Source organism: Escherichia sp. KTE172 (assembly GCF_000408845.1).
GTDB lineage: Bacteria > Pseudomonadota > Gammaproteobacteria > Enterobacterales > Enterobacteriaceae > Escherichia > Escherichia coli.
In genome coordinates, this window is record NZ_KE137316.1 from 1,314,421 (window position 1) to 1,337,825 (window position 23,405).

Below are 23,405 nucleotides of genomic sequence, written 5' to 3' on the forward strand. Positions count from 1 at the left end.
CGTTTTCTTGAACATCGACGGCGAAGGTAACCCCATTAATCACCAGTCAAAACTTTTCACCAGCGTCAGCTCACCAGCATTACGCATCGGTACAATAAATGTTTCCTGTTTCTCATTGACCGATCCTTCATCGGTGATCAGCGTCAGTTGGGCGGTGGTTAATTCCGTTTCGCTGCGTCCGCCATAGTAGTTGATATACACCTGATAACGTCCGTGAATCGGCGCTGGCATGGCGAAAATCTCGGGGCCGTACCCCGTCGTGACATCCATATCCAGTGCACCACTGTTTTTCAGCACGGTGTTACCGTACCAGGCGTGTTCGCCATCAGGTGTAACAACGTGAAGGTCGAGGTCGGTATTGTCCGTATCCCAGGAGAGAACCAGCCGTAAACGCGCGCGGATCACTCCAGCGCCCGGCGTTGAGTAAAACTGCATTTTTTGTCGGCTTTGCCCATCTGGGCTGATGACCTGCACGCTGTTGCTGCCTTCAGTGAAAATATAAGGGCGTGCAAATGAACCATCGGATTCAATTCTCTGCGGCATACTGGCACCGTTGACCACCAGCCGGCCCTGCTGAACTTTACCCACCGCAGCATAATTCTTTATTTTGCCGCGGATCTGCGCTGAGATATTTTGATCATCTGCCATGTTGACGGACGACGCCGGGTAATTGATCGATTGTGAAAAACTGGCATCTTCGCCCTCTGCCGGATGCCAGCCAGAGAGCGGTGCGTCAATCTCGACTTCCTGCACACCTTCACTGTGAGCGACAGGCGAAAGCGCCACCAGTAACAACGGAAGAAAAATCTTTCGCATAGCATTAGTCCATTAATAATTGTCGGGTCAGCGTTTCGATATAGTTCTCATCAAGCCCGGTGGGATAACCATCAAAGGCCAGGTGCAGATACTCATGGGTTAAATCCAGCCGATCCTGAAGCGTAAAGAAGTTACGAATAAACAGCCGTTTCTGCTGCCGATCGGTATAGGGGAAACCTGAGACTAAACGACAGACCGCAAACACGTCTGGTTCGTTGTACCCCGTCTCGCCTTGTAATATACGCCGCCACTGCGGCATTTTTTTCGCCAGCCAGGCTTTCGCTTTGGGTAATAACTGACAGGTTGAGCGTGGCGCTCCCCAGCGGCTAAGGCTGTTGTCGGGATAAGCAAACGCGAGTATCTGGTCGTAACGCTCCCCCTGCCCCGCCTGGGCCATGGCTTGCCGCCAGGAAAGCGTCCCTTCGGTAGCGCGACTGCCGTGATAATGAACCGGATCGCCCGCATAGATAAGATCCTGCGTCCAGGCGGCCATCGTTCGCGCCCCCGTGGTCGCTGGCGAAGCAGAAACACGCTGCGTGGCGCTGCTGTCGGGGATGGTCAGGCAATCGCCTTCCCGATTGGCGTTTTGCTGTAAAAAAGTGCGAATCGCCACGGTCATGGCTTTCGCTGCCTCAGGGGGCGTACTTTTCGCCTCGCGATCCAGAACTCTGGCAACGTACTCTTCACGATCGAGATGCGACTGCAATTTCAGTTTGCCCTTTTCGCTCAGTAAGGTCGTCTCACCGTGGCTGACAAACGTAATGTGGTTACCATTAGTAAACGTCACACGATAGCGCCCATTAAGTACGCCGGGTTTTACTGCCGTCGTACTCTTTTCCGCTGTGATTTTCTTCAGCGGATAGCGGGCAAACAGCTCCACCTCTACACATTGCCCACTGGCAACTTGCGTCGGCACTGGCAAAACCCGATTAAGCACCGTCGCATAACGGGTCAGTACCGTTTTGCTGGTGCCACTGCCAGTAACCCACAGCGGTGTACCATCGGTTAACCAGCCAGCAAAACCACCCTGACGGATTTCCTGCTTATCATCGGCAAACCAGCTCCAGGTTTTCACCCGTACCCGACTACCGAGCATGGATGCAACTCCGATTTTCGCCTCGTCCAGCACCACATCCAGTAAGACTTCCTGAGCTTTGTTTTGCGCAGGTAACGTCGCTAATGAATCAAGCAGTGATTTAACCGTTACCGAGGCTTCTGGCTTCAGCGTAGTAAGAGACGCTAACCACGCAGGTGCCTGACGCTGTTGCCAGTATTGCCCCCATACATCTGCGCCAATATGCAACCGCTGCGGCGCAAAATAGAGCCCACAGGAACGTACCAGCGCGGTATCGCGCGTTATGCTCTCCCCAGCCTGACAACAATAAACCTCTTCCGGGGAGTTTCCACGACACTGGTAGGGCTGCTCCGGTTGATGGGTATCCTCCAGCCAGGCGTAAACATACAGTTTCCACAAACTCCCTAACGGCGTGGTGAGAGTGTCAGGTAATGCTGAGACTTTGGTCACGCCTGATGACGACAGCTGATACAGTTGATCGTGCTGCGCACCGCGCAGCACCAGTTGTAACGGCGTCTCCTCCGCAAGCGTTGGCAGAGTAACCAACGCCAATAGCCAGACGATTCTGCGCCAGTTCACTTATTTCACCTGCATCCCGGTCCATTCACTCCCTGCCGCAACACGTTGCTGTGCAGGTGCATAGGAACGCACATAACGAGCAGGAGGCAGAACGAATTGCCCTTTTTGCGAGAAGCGCAGCAAATGGCGGAAAGTGACCGTTCCCGTCAGTTCTTTCACCGGCACCATATAGGCCAGTTCGCCCATTTCATTTCGCGCTTTTTCCAGCAATTGCCCCTGCTGTTTCGCGGCGTTGGGTTTATTGATCGAAATGCCCCATGTTGTGCGCTCAACATCGGCTCCCGGCGGGAGCGGTACTTCCACCTGACCGTAGCGCAGAACGGCATCCTGCTCGCTGGTAAGCGTAATTTCATCGAGATACAGCGCATCGCTGTCAATCTCATTGCTGGTCACCGGCTGCAGAGTAAAGCTCATCTCTTCTTCACCGGGGATAAGCCGATACAACTGGCGTTCAACGGTCACCGGAATGTTACTTTGTTGAGCCGTTTTTGCCGGTTCACGCCAGCGGACCTGCACATTTTGCGGCGATAATTCGTCACCAAAAGAGAGAATGTCCGGCACGCCCTGACCAACCCAACGCCAGTATTCGCCCCCTCCAGTTAACTTATGTTTAGCCCATGCGCCCGCAGGCGCAGGCAACACAACCGGAGGCATTGTCGCCATATATTTCGCCAGCCAGTTCATGGCCAGCGCGCGTTCAATAGTGGATTGCTCAGCGGTCAAACCACTTAAAATAGCAGCCGCCTGGGTAGCGTCGCCCCCGCTATTGAGCAGCACAACCGTGTGCGCCAGCGGCTGATTGCTGTTTGCCGCTTTATCCCACGCATATTGCTGAACCTGTGGCATCACCGTGGACTTCAACTGCGCTTTTTTCAGCAACATCATGGTTAAGACGTTTGCCACCGCATCTGCCAGTGGAGATTCCGGTGTATCGAGGATCAGGCTGTCATTGATATCGCGGGTGTCTTCCTCAGAGAAATCTTCAGTTTTAGTTCCGCGCCGGGCGATAGCTTCATCCAACCCTTTCAACAACGTTTTGCACGGCAGATTCATCTCCTGCGCCCACGCCAGCACCAGCGCCCGATGCAATAACGGCATGTTATCTGCCTGCTCGGCATAACTGTCGAGCATATGCTGCCAGTAATCCGGTTGCTGCGTTACGCCAAGGGCCTGGCTCGCTTGCCAGTCGGCGTACCATGCCCATGCCGTAAGGAAGGCGTCACCATTGCCATCTTCACCCCACCAGGTAAAGCGCGCTCCGGGCCCCGCCAGTTGCATCAGCCGCAGACGGTTATCCTGAATCATCTGACGAATGTCGTTAGCGGCGGCACTTTGATGATCGGCAAGCGAACGCCAGGCGAGACTGAGCGGGATCAGACGGCTACCGGTGTTGATCACGCCACCCCACGGTTCATCGACTAACGCATCAAGATTGTTACGGAAAATCTCCTGCGGCGTTTCACTACTTTGTAGCCGGATATTGCTCGCCTGCTCGGGCAACATCAGCGCGTTATCGCCACCGGCGAGCATGACATTTTTCTGCTGTTCAACGGGCCAGCTGTTATCCACAAAAGACAGTTTTGTGCTAATGCTGTCCTGCACTTGCCCATTTTGTTGCAGTTCTGCGCTTAACAAGCCAGATTGCTGAATGTTCTGCGTCAGCGAAATATAATTCGCCCCTTTGTGCAGCGTAAGCGTCTGGCGCATCTCAGCGCCTGCAAATTTAGTCACCAGCGCCACCGGTTCGTTATCCTGCTGACTGAAGATAAACAGTCCTGCTGCCGGTTTGTCGCCCATGCGATACACCGTTGGCATACTCCACTTCATGTAGAGATTTTTTTCCGAACGAAGATAAGCACGCCCCTGCCCGACCAGCCCGTCGCCGTTCATCCCTCTGGCTGTAATGCGCCAACGGGTTAACGAATCAGGCATCAGGAACGTGAAATACGCTTTGCCTTGTTTATCGGTTGTGAGTGACGGCATCCATGCCGCGGTATCCACCTCTTCACGCCGTGGACGTTCAAGCATTTTTACTCGCCGCTCGCTGCGGTTGGTCGCGCCAGGCGCAACCGGCTCGCTGGAGAGCGCCTGGTCGTAGCTGATAAACGACAGACTGGAGCTGGTACGCACATTGTTACGCCCCAGCGGATAGAAAAATTTGCCGGTATTCGGCGCGATTTCCGGTTGCAGCGCGTAGATCATTTCATCGACCACACCAACCGTTAGCTGCGCAGAAACAGGTTTACCTTTCAGCGAAGAGGTTAATTCGACATTGACCAGTTCACCAGGCTGGTAATGGGTTTTGTCCGTTTTCACCCGGATATCCAGCTGGGGAACGGCAACTTTGATCCCGGCGTTCTGAAAACTGTACTGACCGTTACGGGTATACAGCACCGAAAAAGTGATGTTAGGCGCAAAGGAATTGCTCACCGGTACGCGGGCTTCATACTGGGTATCGTTTAAACGTTGTAACGTCAGCCAGTTTGCCGGATGCGAAAGCAGCGACTGCTGTTCCACGCGATCGCGTTCCAGCGTCAATAACGCTTCATCAATTGGCTCCGGGAAAGTAATCAGCATCTTCGCGGTTTCGCCTGGCTGGTACAGCGTTTTATCCGCCACGATATCTACCGTACCAGTATGCGCCGTGCTGCCCTTACCGCTGACGGCATGACTTAACCCAGCGAGAATTAAGCCGTCTTCATCGCGTAATGTCAGATTGTAGTTGCCAGGTTTAGAGAAATTGACGGTAAAAGATTTGCCGCCTGACGGTAGCTCTCCGCTATGGCTCGTGCGGTCTTCGAGACGCAACCATTCATACGTAACAGGAACCTGTTTTGAAGATTCCAGCGCGGCATAACGGAACACAACCGACTCGCCGCTATTACTGTATTGTGCGGCAGTACTTAATGAATAATGCGCCAGGCCACGTTCAATGAGGATCTCTTTGGTGGTGGTGACACGATACGCCGCACCGTCACTGGCGGAGACGGTTAACAAATAACGGCTTGGTTTATCAGCGGCGGGGAGATTTAACGCCACATGACCGCTATCGTCGGACACCGTTTCACTGCCTTCCAGCGACACGGGAAAACGTCCGGCATAACGCAAATCGTTGCCCACCATCGACAGTTGTTGAGATCGCAAACTTAACTGCACGCGGGCATCTTTTACCGGCTCTCCATCCGGGTAAAGCAGTTGCAGTTTGCCGCTGACCGCTTCGCCTGTTTTGAACTCTTTTTTGTCGAGAGCTAAACCAATCTCGAAATGTGGCTTGATGTAGTTTGCCACGCGAAAACTGCTGCTATAGACCTGTTTGCGGTAAGCCAGGCGTAACTCATAACCTCCGGCGACGGCATTTTCTGGCAGGCGGAAACTCCCCTGCCCGCCATTACGCGCATCCAGCGTGACATTGATGGTTTGCAACAGACTGCCGTTGGCGTCCAGCACTGAAAGCTTCGCCGGGGCGCTGACGATGGGGGATGAATGCAACGGGTCGTGGAACTCGCGGCCCATCACTTTGACATCAACACGATCGCCTGCACGATACAGAGGGCGGTCGGTAAAGATATACAAGCGGGTGTTGTAGATTTCGCTTTCGTAGAAAAAATTCTCGGAGACAAAAACGCCGCCTTCAGCATCTTTACCCAGAATGTATGAACGTTCCGGCGATATATGTTGTAACTGCAAGGTACCGCTGTCATCGGTCACACCGCGGGTCATCACGCCAAGACCGTCAGTCCACAAGATCTCTGAGCCGGGCTTCGCTTCACCCTGTTTTTTACCCGCGGTCCACACCAGAAGCTCGTTACCTGACACTTTGCTAAGCGCCACGGTATCGGAAACAAACACCACCGTCGTCGCCCGATACCCACCAACCATCGCCTCGACGAGGTACAGTCCCGGCTCTTGCTTGCCTAGCGGAATATAGATGTTACCCGGCTGCGGCGAGATGAAATTGCTGGATGCACCTTCCAGTTTTACCCCTTGCTGCGGCTCGACCGGTTTAGCCTGCCATAATGGGTAACGGAACTGTTCCACAAGTGGATATTTTTTCAGCGGGGAAAACTGGTTGTTCTGTACATAACGGGAAGGTTTAATAATGGCATTGCCGAGATGTAATTCGGGTAATGCCTGAGTCACATTCTGCCGTGACTGAGAAGAGAAAGTACGCTGCATCACGCGGCGAGATTTGCCGTACCAGTTATCCCACAGCCAGGTCAGCGTGTTGTTCAGCCCGTCGCCCAGATATTGCGGTTGCACCACAATGCGATGCAGATTTTTCTGCTGGCGCAAAAATGCCATCGGGTCAGGAATACGATACAGACGAACATCCACACCGCCGTACTCTTCCATCTGATAACGCCGATAATCACGCCCCGGCGCTTCCAGTCGCACTTTCGCCTCTTCACTGCTGCTAAAACTGCTGTCAGCGAGCAAAAAGAATGTTCCCCCGGCGGGCGGCGCATAGTTACTGGAAGGAAGCGAATCATCAGCATTAGCAAGCCCTGTTCCCACAAGAGACAGGCACAAGCACGCTGCTATCGCGCCAGAAAATTTAAACGATAAATGCCAATGAAATTGGGATTGGAATCGTTGGGTATCCATCGGGTGTCCTTCCATGTCATAAGTTGTTGCAGACTGACTGCGCGCATTCCGTTGTCAGTTTTCGTAGCGCTTCCGGTGTGGTAGATGACGTAACGCCCCATCCAGACCATTAAGTGCTGGGCATCGCCCTGATCGAAAAAAATCATATCGCCAGGCAGCGCCTGGTTTATGTCCTGGCCAATGAACTGGCTGTTATATTGAATCAAATTAATCGCGGTCACATAGGGGCCGGTTTTTCCGTTCCCCTGATTCCAGTTTTGCGCCAGTTGACGCTGTTCAGGTGTTAGCGTCATTTCAGGCGGCAAATACTGACTTGCTATACCGTTACTTTTTAGCCATTTGCTGTCGTGAATTTTCAGCGCCTCGTTCGCCGAAAATCGCACCAGGCCCGCACAATCCTGCTGATACCAGCGTGGGCTTGGCCCCTGGCGGAGTTGTTCCTGTGCAATGCGTACAAACCACGCGCGAAACAGCCCCGACTGTTCGACATTCAGCATTTCGCTATGGGCAACAACACAACACAGCCAGCAAATCAGCGCCAGCAGCCCGTGCCTCATAGCGGCTGCCAGGTTATGGGTAGCCACTGCCAGGCGGCACCGGGTTCCATCTGGGCCAGCTTCATGACATAACGCGGTTGTTGAGATAAAGCGTCCAGCTTCGGCATTAATAAAGTTTGTGCGGCGTTATAAAAAACCGGTTCGAGATTCTTCGGCAGACTGGTCAACGTTTCGTTACGCAGCAGTTTCGCCACGCCTTGTGGATTGATATAGAGCGGAACGATGCCATCAGTGGGTATTACATCCACCATTGCCGGGCGGGTTTTATTCAGTGTTTGCAGGGCGTTATTAACCAGCGTGTCATCGAGGGAGAAAAGCAGCGTTTTGTTTTGCATCGCCAGCGACACGCGGAAAAAATAATCCGACATTAATTGATCGGGTTGCGCCGCCTGCGCTTTCGGATACTGGCCGTATCGGGAACTCACTTCGCGACGCCAGATTTGCGCTTCGCCCTGCTGAGTCTGGCTTACCGGCAAAACACCTTCTGGCGCTTTGCTTTCGTGCGCACCAATATTTTGCGTGAACAGTTTCCCAGGCAGTTGTGCCTGTTCGGCTGAGCCATCAAATTGACCAACAAATAGCGGGGTTTGTAATTTTGAGTCTTCATACCAGCACAGCCCGGCTGCACCATCTAACGCCCCGTTCAGCTTGTCGTTTTCCTGGCTGATGTGCGAAAGCATCTCTTCGGCAATACCATGCGAATACGGCACCGCCACACAGAAGCTGGCCCCGGCAGGCATACTGTTCCATACCGGCGTAAAATCGAAACTGGCATCTACGCTTGCGGATTCATCATTTAACGCCACAAAGCTATGCCAGCCGTCGTTGCTCATTTCGAAGCGTACACCAGCAAAAGAAGGCATTAATCGCTGGTAGCCAAACCCCAGCAACCTGGCGCTGACCACGATGCGCTGGCGTACTGGCGTTTTTTCAGCAGCACGCTCTTCCAGGCCAAAGCTGGCTTGCCAGCGTTTTTTACCGCTCAACAAATCACTTGCGATCGCCGTGGCTTCGGTATCCTGCTGGTCATCTTTAAACAGCATATCCGTACTGGAAAACACCAGCATCTTGTCCTGATAAGTCGCGAACATCAGGGCGTTATTGCCGTTATAGCGCAACTGATAAACCGGGATGGTTTCACTATTTAGCTTAATACTACTGATTTCCGTTTTGCTTAACTGGCTGTCGCTGGTAGCGGCAAACAACAATGGCTCCAGCAGTTTGCTTAAACCACTGCGCTGGATCAGCACCATGTAATGTGAAAGATGGCCTTGTTTATCGTGCCATAGCGCCGCCTGCGCGGGCTGATCTAAGAGTGACGAAAAGAGCTTATCTTTCAGCGTGAGATCGTGTTCATAGACAATGCGGCGAATGCTGCCTTCAATGCCCAGACGATCGGCATGATTCTGATAATAGAAAACGAAATCTTCACTCAGAACATCGTGGAGAAACGGAATGGTAAGGAGGTCTTTGGGAAGCTGGCTCAGAGAGTCGCTGTCGAGAAAGAGGTCCGGCTCATTGAGATCGATTTGCAGATTGTTGTGCACCACCAGCGGCGACAACGTTTTTTCTGGCCCACTGCCAGCATATTGCAACGCCCAGACGCCAGCGGAAAGCAGTACTATTGCGCCCAAACATACAAGACCATAGAACCGCCAGCCTTTCGCCTTTTTTTCACCACTCATTGCCACATTCCTTGTGTAAAGCCAGCCATTTTTTACGAGCACAGCAAAACTTTACCGCGCCCTAATACGACAAAAGCCCAGACTTTGCAGCCTGGACTTTTCAATTCAAACAAGGGAGATAGCTCCCTTTTGGCATGAAGAAGTAAAATTATTCTTCTTCTGGCTCGTCGTCAACGTCCACTTCCGGAGCGATTTCATCGTCCCCTTCCGCGGCACTGCCGTCGATGGTATCCAGATCTTCCTCGTCAACCGGTTCAGCAACACGTTGCAGACCCACTACGTTTTCATCTTCCGCAGTACGGATGAGGATCACGCCCTGGGTGTTACGGCCCACGATGCTGATTTCCGAAACGCGAGTACGTACCAGCGTACCGGCATCGGTGATCATCATGATCTGGTCGCAGTCATCTACCTGCACCGCGCCAACCACTAAACCGTTACGTTCGGTAACCTTGATGGAGATAACCCCTTTCGTCGCACGCGACTTAGTCGGGTATTCCGCCACTGCGGTACGTTTACCATAACCGTTCTGCGTTGCGGTGAGGATTGCGCCATCGCCACGAGGCACGATCAGAGAGACGACTTTATCGCCTTCGCCTAAACGAATACCGCGAACACCGGTGGTGTTGCAGCCCATCGCACGGACAGAAGACTCTTTAAAGCGCACCACTTTACCTTCGGCGGAGAACAGCATTACTTCGTCTTCGCCGCTGGTCAGGTCAACGCCGATCAGCTCATCGCCTTCAACAAGTTTGATCGCCACTTTACCGGCGGTACGCAGACGGTTGAACTCGGTGAGGACAGTTTTCTTCACGGTACCGTTAGCGGTCGCCATGAAGACTTTCACGCCCTCTTCAAACTCGGTCACCGGCAGGATGGCAGTGATTCGTTCGTCCTGCTCCAGCGGCAGCAGGTTGACGATCGGACGACCGCGCGCGCCACGAGTGGCTTCCGGCAACTGATAGACTTTCATCGAATAGACGCGACCACGGCTGGAGAAGCACAGAATATGGTCGTGGGTGTTCGCCACCAGCAGTCGGTCGATAAAGTCTTCTTCTTTAATACGTGCGGCAGATTTACCTTTCCCGCCACGACGCTGCGCTTCGTATTCAGAAAGCGGCTGATACTTCACGTAGCCCTGGTGAGAGAGCGTCACGACCACATCTTCCTGAGTGATCAGATCTTCCAGGTTGATGTCGGCGCTGTTGGCGGTGATTTCAGTGCGACGTTTGTCACCGAACTGTTCACGAACCAGTTCCAGCTCTTCGCGGATCACTTCCATCAGACGATCGGCACTGCCAAGAATACGCAGCAGTTCTGCGATCTGATCCAGCAGCTCTTTGTATTCGTCGAGCAGTTTTTCATGCTCAAGGCCGGTCAGTTTCTGCAAACGCAGATCCAGAATCGCCTGAGCTTGCTGTTCGGTCAGGTAGTACAGACCATCACGCACACCGAACTCTGGCTCCAGCCATTCCGGACGCGCAGCATCGTCGCCCGCACGTTCCAGCATGGCGGCAACGTTGCCCAGCTGCCACGGATTAGCAACCAGCGCAGTTTTCGCTTCTGCAGGCGTCGGCGCATGACGGATCAGTTCGATGATCGGGTCGATGTTCGCCAGCGCCACGGCTAATGCTTCAAGGATATGAGCACGATCGCGAGCTTTACGCAGTTCGAAAATAGTACGACGGGTCACCACTTCACGGCGGTGACGAACAAACGCCGCGATGATGTCTTTCAGGTTCATGATCTTCGGCTGACCATGGTGCAATGCCACCATGTTGATACCGAAAGAAACCTGCAACTGGGTCTGGGAGTAGAGGTTGTTAAGCACAACTTCACCGACCGCGTCGCGTTTCACTTCAATCACGATGCGCATACCGTCTTTGTCAGACTCGTCACGCAGCGCGCTGATGCCTTCCACGCGTTTTTCTTTTACCAGTTCCGCAATCTTCTCGATCAGGCGCGCTTTGTTTACCTGATACGGAATTTCGTGGACGATAATGGTTTCACGTCCGGTTTTTGCGTCAACTTCCACTTCGGCACGGGCGCGGATATATACCTTGCCACGACCGGTACGGTAAGCTTCTTCAATACCGCGACGACCGTTAATGATTGCCGCCGTCGGGAAGTCCGGCCCCGGGATGTGTTCCATCAGCCCTTCAATGCTGATGTCTTCATCATCGATATACGCCAGACAACCGTTGATGACTTCCGTCAGGTTGTGCGGCGGGATGTTGGTTGCCATACCTACGGCGATACCGGAAGAACCGTTCACCAGCAGGTTAGGAATTTTGGTTGGCATGACGTCGGGAATTTTTTCCGTGCCGTCATAGTTATCAACGAAATCGACCGTCTCTTTTTCGAGATCGGCCATCAGTTCATGGGCAATTTTCGCCAGACGGATTTCCGTATAACGCATTGCCGCCGCAGAGTCGCCGTCGATGGAACCGAAGTTACCCTGACCGTCTACCAGCATGTAACGCAGCGAGAATGGCTGCGCCATACGGACGATCGTGTCATAAACCGCCAAGTCACCATGGGGATGGTATTTACCGATTACGTCACCAACGACACGGGCAGATTTTTTATAGGCTTTGTTCCAGTCATTGCCTAGTACGTTCATGGCGTAAAGTACGCGACGGTGTACCGGCTTCAGGCCATCTCGGACATCCGGCAGCGCACGGCCAACAATGACCGACATCGCATAATCCAGATAGGAGCTCTTCAGCTCTTCCTCAATGTTGACCGGTGTAATTTCTCTCGCAAGGTCGCTCATCTAACCGCTATCCCTCTACTGTATCCCGGATTCAAAGGTCGCAAATTATAACACAGCCGCGCAGATTGAGGTAAACCTATACGCTTTATTCACCTCCAATGCCTGATATACTCGTTTGTCTTGCCAATTACGGAGTAGAAGTGCCAATGAATGCCGAAAAATCGCCGGTAAACCATAACGTAGACCACGAAGAGATCGCTAAATTTGAAGCTGTCGCCTCCCGCTGGTGGGATCTTGAAGGTGAGTTCAAACCGCTGCACCGCATTAACCCGCTGCGTCTGGGCTATATTGCCGAGCGTGCTGGCGGTTTATTTGGCAAAAAGGTACTCGATGTCGGTTGTGGCGGCGGCATTCTGGCCGAGAGTATGGCGCGCGAAGGCGCGACGGTGACCGGTCTGGATATGGGCTTTGAGCCATTGCAGGTGGCAAAGCTGCACGCGCTGGAAAGCGGCATTCAGGTGGATTACGTGCAGGAAACCGTGGAAGAGCACGCGGCAAAACATGCCGGGCAGTATGATGTGGTGACCTGCATGGAGATGCTGGAGCACGTGCCCGATCCGCAGTCAGTGGTCAGAGCCTGTGCGCAACTGGTGAAACCGGGCGGCGATGTCTTTTTCTCGACGCTTAACCGCAACGGCAAGTCATGGCTGATGGCGGTGGTTGGCGCGGAATATATTTTGCGCATGGTGCCCAAAGGCACGCACGACGTGAAGAAATTTATAAAACCGGCAGAACTGCTTGGCTGGGTAGATCAGACAAGCCTTAAAGAGCGACATATAACCGGGTTACATTACAACCCGATCACTAATACTTTTAAACTCGGCCCCGGCGTCGATGTGAACTATATGCTGCACACGCAGAATAAATAAAATTGTTAGCCGGATAAGGTGCTCGCACCACATCCGGCTACAATGCCGGGCGCAAAGCAGCTACCATTTCACCGTCATCGACAAAAACCCTGCCGTCTGGGCAAAATCATCACTCCCTTTCTGCCACGCCACGTTACCACGCAGGGACACTCGCTGACTGATATTGCCCGTGACTCCCACTTTTATTTCACCCCGTTGCTTCACCGCATCGTCACTGATAGTGCTGCCATCTTCTTCAATTTCCGTCGCATGGGGATCGTGATAATAATTCAGATCTAATGTTGGTGTGACACCAACCGCGGTACGCCATTCGCTGTGTAAACCCAGCCGCGTCTGAATATCATCCCCCTGCGATTGTGACACGCGCGCATGGTTAGCGGCGGTAAAATCATCCTGCTGCACGCCCTGATAAATCACCTGCGCCTGCGGTTCAATCACCACACCACGCCCCGGTAACCACTGATACCCGGCTTCCAGCGAGGCGATAATCCCCGATGAGTGGTAATGATCCGCGCCATCTTCATGTTCGGAAACATCATTGTTAAACCACGCGTATTGCAGCCAGCTATCCAGCCAGGCCCCCTGCTTCTGATTACCGTGCTGAAACCAGCTTGAGGTCAGACCAACGGCATAACCGTGGTTCTGGTTATCGGCGCAAGTTCCGGTCATATTCGAGCGGCTGTCGCCCTGGTTATCACTGTAGCCACCAACCGCCCCAAGCATCCACTCGCCATCCGTGCCCCAGCGCCCGCTAAACAAGTCGCCGCTAAGCTGCACCGTAGAAGTGTCTTCATGCTGAGCCAGTTGCCCCGCTGCTGTGTAATGATAATCTCCGCCGATAACACGTAAATTCAGCGTCTGACCATTGCCACCAGCGTGATCGTGTCGCTCCATCACAAACGCCTGATTTGCCGCCCGCAGGTTATTAAAATATCCACCAACTTTGGCATTCAGCACCGGCTGGTAAGCAGGCGTAGGGTCTGGGTCGGGTGTTGGATCGGGATCCGGTGTGGGATCAGGATCGGGAGTCGGGTCGGGATCAGGTGGCGATGGCGGCGTTACTTCTTGCGATCGCAGATACCAGTCGTTGTTATCTTCCACCAGCGTGTAGTCATACGCTCCCATATTGACGTAGCCACTACCTGCCAGACTGAACTGCGCATTGTTTTGAAACTGCGTGGGATCAGCTGCGAAATCAACCACTTTAATGCCTGTAGATGTCGGCTCACCAATACCCGTAATGGGATTAATTACCACGGTCGTGTTGCCAGCAGTATTACCGTTCAACACCAGTTGGTCACTTGCCGAGTCATCGCCGTTTAATTCGCTATCGAGCAGTAGCGTACCGCCGCCGGTATAATCACCGTTTACCGTCAGCGTATCGCCAGCGACGCCATTTTGCAGGCTAACCGCACCGGACGTATTGGTCAGATTGCCATTAACCGTCACGTTGGAAAGATAAGTCAGGCTGTCAGTTTCAAGGTTGGTATTAAGCTCACCTGTCAACGTCACACCATCGGTGGCATTCACCAGCGTCCCATCGCCGTTAAACAGTGAGGCATTAAGGGCGACGGAAGTATCCTGCCCGGTCAGGCGCAAAACCGTACCATCGCTGATGTCGATAGTGCCGCTGGAAGTAGCATCAATTGACTGAATATCCTGATCCGCGCCAGTCTTGAATGTTGCCCCGTCACCGACCCACAGCGACGAAGCATAAGGGAAGATATCCGCAACATCGCCTTTCAGGGTGCCTTCTTCGACACGTACCGCCGACTGCGTCGTACCGCTGGCGGTCAGTTCCAGCGTACCCGCCCCCGTTTTAGTCAATGTGCTACCCTCATCTTGATGCTGCCCGCTGCTGTCAGCCATCAGTCCGCCCCACTGCGTGTCTACCCCCGCATCAACTGCCACTTCACCGTCGGCGCGCATTTCAATATCACGCCCATGCTCAGTCGTTGTAGAGCGAGTATCGACATTGGCAGTAATCTCCATCACGCTTTCTTGTTGATTATCGGTAAAGATAACCTGGCGGTTGTAATGGGTATCTCCAAGCTGCGAGTTGTCGCTCACCACCAGCGTACCGGAAGCGATTTGCGTGGTGCCCAGGTAACTATTATTGTTTGCCAGGCTAACCAGCCCGTCGCCGCCGATATGCAAATTGTCGCCCCCTGCGAGATCCACCACATCCTGACTGCCGATAACCGTACCGCCGCTGCCGCTGACTGCAAGGCCATCGTTGTATGATGTGCAGCTCTGCCAGGTGGCGAAATCAGAGAGATCAAGCACACCGCCGTTTAACACGATCGACTGCGGATCGTCCTGGAGAGCGGCAAGATCTGCCGCGTCGCCTTCCAGCGTAAGCACCGCGCCATCATCAACGACTATATCGCCAGTTAGCGCCATCGACTGAGCCCCTGCCAGCACGTAGCTGCCGTTTTGCGCAATGGTGAGCTGACCAGCACCTTCGATGGTGCCAGCAAAACTGCCCTGATTAACAGTAACGTTGCCACCAGCATCGATATTTAAAGTGCCATTCTGAAAGCCCGTCAATGCGTGCACAAAAGTTTGTTGGGTCGAGCCAACGTTTAGCTCAGCCTGATTCTGATACTGATCAATACTCCCTATCGTCAGACCATAGCAGTCTTGCGGATCGTCCTGGCAATGCGTATCGCCGACATTCATCAGGGAGTTGCTGCGGCCCAGGGTAACTTCACCGTTTTCTATCTGCATCTCACCAGTAAAGTCATTGTTATCTGCATTAAGTACCAGATCGCCGGAACCTGTTTTGGTGATTACCCCGGTACCAGCAATAGAGTCAACAGCTCCGTCATTCTCTGTATTGCCGATAACCAGCGTTTTTCCGTCGGCAATATCAAAGGTAACTTCACTTAAGCCGAGATACATAAAGCCGCCCGCCGCAGTGGAAGGACCATCCCCATAACCTGCCGCGCTATTGTTCTCATCGATTAACACGCCGCCGTTCTGGCTGTAGCTGTCATCAATCGAAATATCAATAAGATAGGGAGCCGACACGCTATTGGTATAAATTGCCCCACCATAACCTTCGGCAGTGTTATTTGTAAATGCGGTGTTATTTATTATTGTGAAACCTGACGGATGCGTGATATCGCTATTATTATCGGTGACATCGATTGCCCCCCCATCGCCATCACTGTAACTTGTTGATGTATATGCCTGGTTGTTATCAAAAATAACTTTACTTAAATAGACGTCATTGTTGATGGTATAAATTCCACCACCTTTGCCGTCATTAGCGATGTTATTGCGAAACACGGCGTTAGTGACACTTAAATCGACGACACCGGTATCGTTAGTACCAGAAGAATAGATTGCGCCACCATAGCCACCTGCAACGTTATCGGAAAAAATAACATTAGTAAGATTCAGCGTTGAGTTTTCTTTAGCAAATATTGCCCCGCCGTTATTATATTCTCCTGAGACAGTATTATTGGCAAACAGAGTCATTCCAGTTTCATTTTCTGGCGATAGAGAAAACTCCGCTCCTTGTTGCAAAAATACGGCCCCACCGCTGGCGTTATTGGTCATATCCGAAAAAACCAGCCATTGCCCATCGGCGATGCTCCAGTCCTGCGTAATGCCTGAAAGGCTTTGCCTGCTGGCGTGACAACTCGCTTTGATATCATATCCCTGACATGAATCAATGACCGCCGCGACACCGTTAGCAGAGAAAAGAGATGCAATCATTGACGGGAGTAAAGATAAATACTCCTTGCGTAGAAAAATAATCCGCATATTAATCTGACCATCATTTTCTATAAGACGGCATATTTAATCGCATTATACGATATGGGTTATTTTTCTTTTGTAAATTGTTCAACCCGGTGCAATGGCTATTTTGTTATTATTTCATGAATAATATCAGTGCGTCATAATTCAAGTTAATCACCTTAAGGGATATTAGTTATATTTAAACTGAATTAAAGTAATGAATAATTTTCTTATAATATAAGGTAAATTAACAAAATGGCTTCGCATTTAACAATAACCGAAGAGAAAACAACCATTTCGATATCAACAATCGCTTACATTCGCTTATATATTGACCAGAACTGATACATCAGATTATGTGATGACTCGTGCTTAGATCAATTTTTGCAATCATTAGCCAAAAGATTAATAAACCATCTATATCAATTTATCTAACCTATTCTTCCGTTCAAGAAATCGCCGAACAGTTATTTTTAACAAATTTTTCTCTTCCCATTGACTTTCCCGGACACCTTGTCTGACCTAAGGTGCGCGAAAGCCACTTTTTCCTTCCTGAGTTATCCACAAAGTTATGCACTTGCAAGAGGGCCATTTTCACACTATCTTGCAGTGAATCCCAAACATACCCCCTATATATAGTGTTCTAAGCAGCTTCCCTCACTACAGGTAGTCTGCATGAAACTATTGCGGAAAGAATTCCAAAAACAGGTACGACATACATGAATCAGAATCTGCTGGTGACAAAGCGCGACGGTAGCACAGAGCGCATCAATCTCGACAAAATCCATCGCGTTCTGGATTGGGCGGCAGAAGGACTGCATAACGTTTCGATTTCCCAGGTCGAACTGCGCTCCCACATTCAGTTTTATGACGGTATCAAGACCTCTGACATCCACGAAACCATTATCAAGGCTGCCGCAGACCTGATCTCCCGTGATGCGCCGGATTATCAGTATCTCGCCGCGCGCCTGGCAATCTTCCACCTGCGTAAAAAAGCCTACGGCCAGTTTGAGCCGCCTGCGCTGTACGACCACGTGGTGAAAATGGTCGAGATGGGCAAATACGATAATCATCTGCTGGAAGACTACACGGAAGAAGAGTTCAAGCAGATGGACACGTTTATCGATCACGACCGTGATATGACCTTCTCTTATGCTGCCGTTAAGCAGCTGGAAGGCAAATATCTGGTACAGAACCGCGTGACCGGCGAAATCTACGAAAGCGCCCAGTTCCTTTATATTCTGGTTGCCGCGTGCCTGTTCTCGAACTACCCGCGTGAAACGCGCCTGCAATACGTGAAGCGTTTTTACGACGCGGTTTCCACATTTAAAATTTCGCTGCCGACGCCAATCATGTCCGGCGTGCGTACCCCGACTCGTCAGTTCAGCTCCTGCGTACTGATCGAGTGCGGCGACAGCCTGGATTCCATCAACGCCACCTCCAGCGCGATTGTGAAATATGTTTCCCAGCGTGCCGGGATCGGCATCAATGCCGGGCGTATTCGTGCGCTGGGTAGCCCGATTCGCGGTGGCGAAGCGTTCCATACCGGTTGTATTCCGTTCTATAAGCATTTCCAGACAGCGGTGAAATCCTGCTCTCAGGGCGGTGTGCGTGGCGGTGCGGCTACGCTGTTCTACCCGATGTGGCATCTGGAAGTGGAAAGCCTGTTGGTGTTGAAAAACAACCGTGGGGTGGAAGGCAACCGCGTGCGTCATATGGACTACGGGGTACAAATCAACAAACTGATGTATACCCGTCTGCTGAAAGGTGAAGATATCACCCTGTTCAGCCCGTCCGACGTACCGGGGCTGTACGACGCGTTCTTCGCCGATCAGGAAGAGTTTGAACGCCTGTACACCAAATATGAGAAAGACGACAGCATCCGCAAGCAGCGTGTGAAAGCCGTTGAGCTGTTCTCGCTGATGATGCAGGAACGTGCGTCTACCGGTCGAATCTATATTCAGAACGTTGACCACTGCAATACCCATAGCCCGTTTGATCCGGCCATCGCGCCAGTGCGCCAGTCTAACCTGTGCCTGGAAATCGCCCTGCCGACCAAACCGCTGAATGATGTCAACGACGAGAACGGTGAAATCGCGCTGTGTACGTTGTCTGCTTTCAACCTGGGCGCAATTAATAGCCTGGATGAACTGGAAGAGCTGGCGATTCTGGCAGTACGCGCACTCGACGCGCTGCTGGATTATCAGGATTACCCGATCCCGGCCGCCAAACGTGGAGCGATGGGTCGTCGTACGCTGGGTATTGGTGTGATCAACTTCGCTTACTACCTGGCGAAGCACGGTAAACGCTACTCCGACGGCAGCGCCAACAACCTGACACATAAAACCTTCGAAGCTATTCAGTATTACCTGCTGAAAGCCTCTAATGAGCTGGCGAAAGAGCAAGGCGCGTGCCCGTGGTTTAACGAAACCACTTACGCGAAAGGGATCCTGCCGATCGATACCTATAAGAAAGATCTGGATGCCATCGCTAATGAGCCGCTGCATTACGACTGGGAAGCACTGCGTGAGTCAATCAAAACGCACGGCCTGCGTAACTCCACGCTTTCTGCTCTGATGCCGTCAGAGACTTCTTCGCAGATCTCTAACGCCACTAACGGTATTGAACCGCCGCGCGGTTACGTCAGCATCAAAGCGTCGAAAGACGGTATTCTCCGCCAGGTGGTGCCGGACTACGAGCATCTGCACGACGCCTATGAGCTGCTGTGGGAAATGCCGGGTAACGATGGCTACCTGCAACTGGTGGGTATCATGCAGAAATTTATCGATCAGTCGATCTCTGCTAACACCAACTACGATCCGTCACGCTTCCCGTCAGGAAAAGTGCCGATGCAGCAACTGCTGAAAGACCTGCTCACCGCCTACAAATTCGGGGTCAAAACGCTGTATTATCAGAACACCCGTGACGGCGCTGAAGACGCACAAGACGATCTGGTGCCGTCAATCCAGGACGATGGCTGCGAAAGCGGCGCATGTAAGATCTGATATTGAGATGCCGGATGCGGCGTGAACGCCTTATCCGGCCTACGGCTCGGTTTGTAGGCCTGATAAGACGCGCCAGCGTCGCATCAGGCTCCGGGTGCCGGATGCGGCGTAAACGCCTTATCCGGCCTACGGCTCGGATTTGTAGGCCTGATAAGACGCGCCAGCGTCGCATCAGGCACAGGATGCGGCGTAAAATGCCTTATCCGGCATTAAACTCCCAACAGGACACATTCATGGCATATACCACCTTTTCACAGACGAAAAATGATCAGCTGAAAGAACCGATGTTCTTTGGTCAGCCGGTTAACGTGGCTCGCTACGATCAGCAAAAATATGACATCTTCGAAAAGCTGATCGAAAAGCAGCTCTCTTTCTTCTGGCGTCCGGAAGAAGTTGACGTTTCTCGTGACCGTATCGATTACCAGGCACTGCCTGAACACGAAAAACACATCTTTATCAGCAACCTGAAATATCAGACGCTGCTGGACTCCATTCAGGGTCGCAGCCCGAACGTGGCACTGCTGCCGCTGATCTCGATCCCTGAACTGGAAACCTGGGTCGAAACCTGGGCGTTCTCAGAAACCATTCACTCTCGTTCTTATACCCATATCATTCGTAATATCGTTAACGATCCGTCCGTTGTGTTTGATGATATCGTCACCAACGAGCAGATCCAGAAACGTGCGGAAGGGATCTCCAGCTATTACGATGAGCTGATCGAAATGACCAGCTACTGGCATCTGCTGGGCGAAGGTACCCACACCGTTAACGGTAAAACCGTAACCGTTAGCCTGCGCGAGCTGAAGAAAAAACTGTATCTCTGCCTGATGAGCGTTAACGCGCTGGAAGCGATCCGCTTCTACGTCAGCTTTGCTTGTTCCTTTGCCTTTGCAGAACGCGAACTGATGGAAGGTAACGCCAAAATTATTCGTCTGATTGCCCGCGACGAAGCCCTGCACCTGACCGGTACTCAGCATATGCTGAATCTGCTGCGCAGCGGTGCGGATGATCCGGAGATGGCGGAAATTGCCGAAGAATGTAAGCAGGAATGCTATGACCTGTTTGTCCAGGCGGCACAGCAAGAGAAAGACTGGGCGGATTATCTGTTCCGTGACGGTTCGATGATTGGTCTGAATAAAGACATTCTCTGCCAGTACGTTGAATACATCACCAATATCCGCATGCAGGCAGTCGGTTTGGATCTGCCGTTCCAGACACGCTCCAACCCGATCCCGTGGATCAATACCTGGCTGGTGTCTGATAACGTGCAGGTTGCTCCGCAGGAAGTGGAAGTCAGTTCTTATCTGGTCGGGCAGATTGACTCGGAAGTGGACACCGACGATTTGAGTAACTTCCAGCTCTGATGGCTCGCGTTACCCTGCGCATCACTGGCACACAACTGCTGTGCCAGGATGAACACCCTTCCCTTCTGGCGGCGCTGGAATCCCACAATGTGGCGGTTGAGTACCAGTGCCGCGAAGGTTACTGCGGTTCCTGTCGCACGCGCCTTGTTGCAGGCCAGGTGGACTGGATTGCCGAACCGTTAGCCTTTATTCAGCCGGGGGAAATTTTGCCCTGTTGTTGCCGGGCAAAAGGCGATATTGAAATCGAGTTGTGATCGGGTACTAGCGCCAGATACGACGCTTACGCGTATTATCTGGCCTACAACGATTACATGGCGTAGTAATACGCTTTCACCTGCTCCCAGTCCGCTTTAGGGATCGGCTCCAGATATTTTTCCAGCTGGCGGAAGTCATGATTAATCGCTTTATCGCGACGCAAGCGGCGACGACTTTTCTCCAGATCAAGAAAACCAGCTTCTGCCTTACCTTCTGTTTTCACATAGATATGGCGAACATAACAACAGCCATGCTGACGATTAACGCTATGCATTTTCTTAAACGCCAGCGCCACTGCTTTCAACATGGCTTGCCGTACTTCGTCAGAATAGGGCGTTACTGCATGCTGGGCATACCAGTCAGCAATGCTGATGAACCCCGCCATATCTTCAGTCACCAGCAACGCGCGCCATTCCCCCTCAATTTTCACCGCTTCACCAAAAACGATCTTCGGCACGATGACACCGGCCCGTTCCAGTTCTTTAATTACCGCAACCTCACGGACAATCGTTGGTCGGCCGAAAGGATAACGTACGGAATGAAACAGATGATGCGTCATGCGCTTTACATATAGCTTTTTGCCGTTGCGCTCGACGCATTGCACCCCGCTCATACCATTACGGCGATAGTTAGGCTCTTCAACCCAGTCGCCCTCTGTTGCCCACCAGTGATTAAATTCGTCGTGCTTTGCTGAAACTGCCATACCCTATCGCCTGTCATTTTTTATTAACGACAATGACTATAGGTGGTTACCTGCGAAAAATCTTAATGAAACGTGTCGTATTAATGAATTTCTTTTGCCACTACTAGCGCGACACCGCTTTTACCCTTCATTTGCAGCGCATAGACTCCACCAGCCACTACCACTAATAGTGCACCCAGCAGATAAATCATTCGGTAGCCAGTATGTGCAACCATCATCCCCATCACACAGGCTCCCAGCGCCAGGCCTGCATCCATCGCATTGAAGAATAGGGAGTTTGCGACACCGATTTTATGCGGTTCCACTGAACTGATAATCTGCGTCTGAAAAACTGGCGTCACGGAACCATACCCGATACCAATCAACGCGCCAGAAACAACCATCATTATGCTTCCCTGGGTGTAGCCGAGAACCACCAGTCCAACCGTAAAGAACACAAGGCAAGGGTAAACCACATATTTCGGTCCTTTTTTGTCGCAGACATTGCCGGTAAAGGTACGGCAGATCATCAGGAAGATAGCGTAGCAAAGCAGGAAATTACTGGCTGCCGACATCAGGTTAAGTTCGCGTGCATAAAGCGCCAGAAAAGCAGAAACCCCGGCATACGAAAAGGTCATAAAAAAGGTGACCATCGCAAATGGCAACGCCGCGCGATCGAACATGGCGGCGAAGCCCATTTTCGGCTTTGAACCATCAGCATGGCTGATAACCGGCGGCACTGTCATAATCAGCGACAGAATAATCCCCACCGCTGCCACGCCGGTGCATAACCAGAAAGCCATATTAAAGGCCTCCCAGCGCGCCATATTCAGGCCAATCCACGGCCCGACCACCATTGCCAGCCCCATTGCCAGAGAGAAAAAACTGATGCCCTCCCCACGTCGGGAGGCCGGGATCAGCCGCGCGGAAATCGTTCCTTTTACCGTAGTAATAACCCCGAAGGTAATACCATGAAGCACCCGAATAAAAAGCAGTGATTCAATTGAGTGGCAAAAAGGATACAACGCAGTGACCAACAAAAAGGCCAGAGAAGAGAGCACCAGAATAGTTTTATTCGAATATTTACCCACCCATTGCCCGGCAAAGGGGCGAATAACAATGGCGGCAATTAAAAATAAAGTCACCAATAAACCGGCTTTATCAGGAGAGGCATGCAAGCGGTCAGAGATATAAATTGGCAACAATGTTAGTAAAACATAAAAGACGAAGAAAATAATAAAGCTGATGATGGTTATTGCCCAAAAATCCTTCGTCCATAACTTCTCTTTCATACCCTACCGCCTGTCAGGATGACGCACGCAGACAACACTCCCGTTACTGCGGTTGCGTCAAATTGTGATGTACTTTGCAGAACAGAAGTATAAAT

Annotated in this window: 14 protein-coding genes; 4 read left to right on the forward strand and 10 right to left on the reverse strand. The window is 52.0% G+C overall.

What is annotated here, in order from left to right; translation table 11 throughout:
- Positions 1–39: 39 nt before the first annotated feature.
- From G434_RS17290 to gyrA, 6 genes are all read right to left on the reverse strand, one after another.
- Complete coding sequence (locus G434_RS17290; protein ID WP_001225870.1) at positions 40–816, reverse strand: YfaP family protein; 777 nt, start codon at positions 814–816, stop codon at positions 40–42.
- A 4-nt stretch (positions 817–820) separates the two neighbouring features.
- Positions 821–2,470: a YfaQ family protein gene (locus G434_RS17285; RefSeq protein ID WP_001104554.1), complete on the reverse strand. Its 1,650-nt coding sequence runs from the start codon at positions 2,468–2,470 to the stop codon at positions 821–823.
- Positions 2,471–6,985 (reverse strand): alpha-2-macroglobulin family protein, encoded by a 4,515-nt coding sequence (locus G434_RS17280; protein WP_000536505.1) that lies wholly within the window; start codon positions 6,983–6,985, stop codon positions 2,471–2,473. It lies immediately after the preceding gene.
- A 23-nt stretch (positions 6,986–7,008) separates the two neighbouring features.
- A complete protein-coding gene (locus G434_RS17275; RefSeq protein ID WP_001322734.1) occupies positions 7,009–7,632 on the reverse strand; it encodes a DUF1175 domain-containing protein in 624 nt (207 codons plus the stop codon).
- Entirely contained in the window at positions 7,629–9,317 is a 1,689-nt protein-coding gene (locus G434_RS17270) for a DUF2138 domain-containing protein (RefSeq protein WP_000012269.1), read from the reverse strand. Before G434_RS17270 ends, G434_RS17275 begins: the two co-directional genes overlap by 4 nt.
- A gap of 148 nt (positions 9,318–9,465) precedes the next feature.
- Positions 9,466–12,093, reverse strand: a complete 2,628-nt coding sequence (gene gyrA / locus G434_RS17265) for a DNA topoisomerase (ATP-hydrolyzing) subunit A (protein WP_001281220.1) — start codon at positions 12,091–12,093, stop codon at positions 9,466–9,468.
- 146 nt (positions 12,094–12,239) lie between these two features.
- Here gyrA and ubiG point away from each other — a divergent pair, with 146 nt between their 5' ends.
- Positions 12,240–12,962, forward strand: coding sequence for a bifunctional 2-polyprenyl-6-hydroxyphenol methylase/3-demethylubiquinol 3-O-methyltransferase UbiG (ubiG, locus tag G434_RS17260; protein ID WP_000990765.1), 723 nt, complete (start codon positions 12,240–12,242; stop codon positions 12,960–12,962).
- Between the two features lie 60 nt (positions 12,963–13,022).
- Here ubiG and yfaL read toward each other — a convergent pair whose 3' ends face one another.
- Positions 13,023–16,736: an AIDA-I family autotransporter adhesin YfaL/EhaC gene (gene yfaL, locus G434_RS17255; protein ID WP_001220060.1), complete on the reverse strand. Its 3,714-nt coding sequence runs from the start codon at positions 16,734–16,736 to the stop codon at positions 13,023–13,025.
- Between the two features lie 424 nt (positions 16,737–17,160).
- Positions 17,161–17,304, reverse strand: a complete 144-nt coding sequence (ypaB, locus tag G434_RS30935) for a protein YpaB (protein ID WP_001300064.1) — start codon at positions 17,302–17,304, stop codon at positions 17,161–17,163.
- A gap of 127 nt (positions 17,305–17,431) precedes the next feature.
- Between ypaB and nrdA the strand changes: the two genes are divergently transcribed.
- The 3 genes from nrdA (at position 17,432) to yfaE (ending at position 21,335) form a co-directional block, all read left to right on the forward strand.
- Positions 17,432–19,717: a class 1a ribonucleoside-diphosphate reductase subunit alpha gene (gene nrdA, locus G434_RS17250; RefSeq protein WP_001075170.1), complete on the forward strand. Its 2,286-nt coding sequence runs from the start codon at positions 17,432–17,434 to the stop codon at positions 19,715–19,717.
- A gap of 233 nt (positions 19,718–19,950) precedes the next feature.
- On the forward strand, positions 19,951–21,081 hold the full coding sequence (gene nrdB, locus G434_RS17245) for a class Ia ribonucleoside-diphosphate reductase subunit beta (protein ID WP_000332037.1): 1,131 nt from the start codon (positions 19,951–19,953) through the stop codon (positions 21,079–21,081).
- Positions 21,081–21,335 carry a ferredoxin-like diferric-tyrosyl radical cofactor maintenance protein YfaE gene (gene yfaE, locus G434_RS17240; RefSeq protein WP_000135039.1) on the forward strand — a complete coding sequence of 85 codons (255 nt, stop codon included), beginning with the start codon at positions 21,081–21,083 and terminating at the stop codon, positions 21,333–21,335. The genes nrdB and yfaE overlap by 1 nt, the downstream gene beginning before the upstream one ends.
- 53 nt (positions 21,336–21,388) lie before the next feature.
- Here yfaE and inaA read toward each other — a convergent pair whose 3' ends face one another.
- On the reverse strand, positions 21,389–22,039 hold the full coding sequence (inaA, locus tag G434_RS17235) for a lipopolysaccharide kinase InaA (protein WP_000301028.1): 651 nt from the start codon (positions 22,037–22,039) through the stop codon (positions 21,389–21,391).
- A gap of 80 nt (positions 22,040–22,119) precedes the next feature.
- Entirely contained in the window at positions 22,120–23,310 is a 1,191-nt protein-coding gene (locus G434_RS17230; RefSeq protein ID WP_000660225.1) for an MFS transporter, read from the reverse strand.
- Positions 23,311–23,405 lie beyond the last annotated feature (95 nt).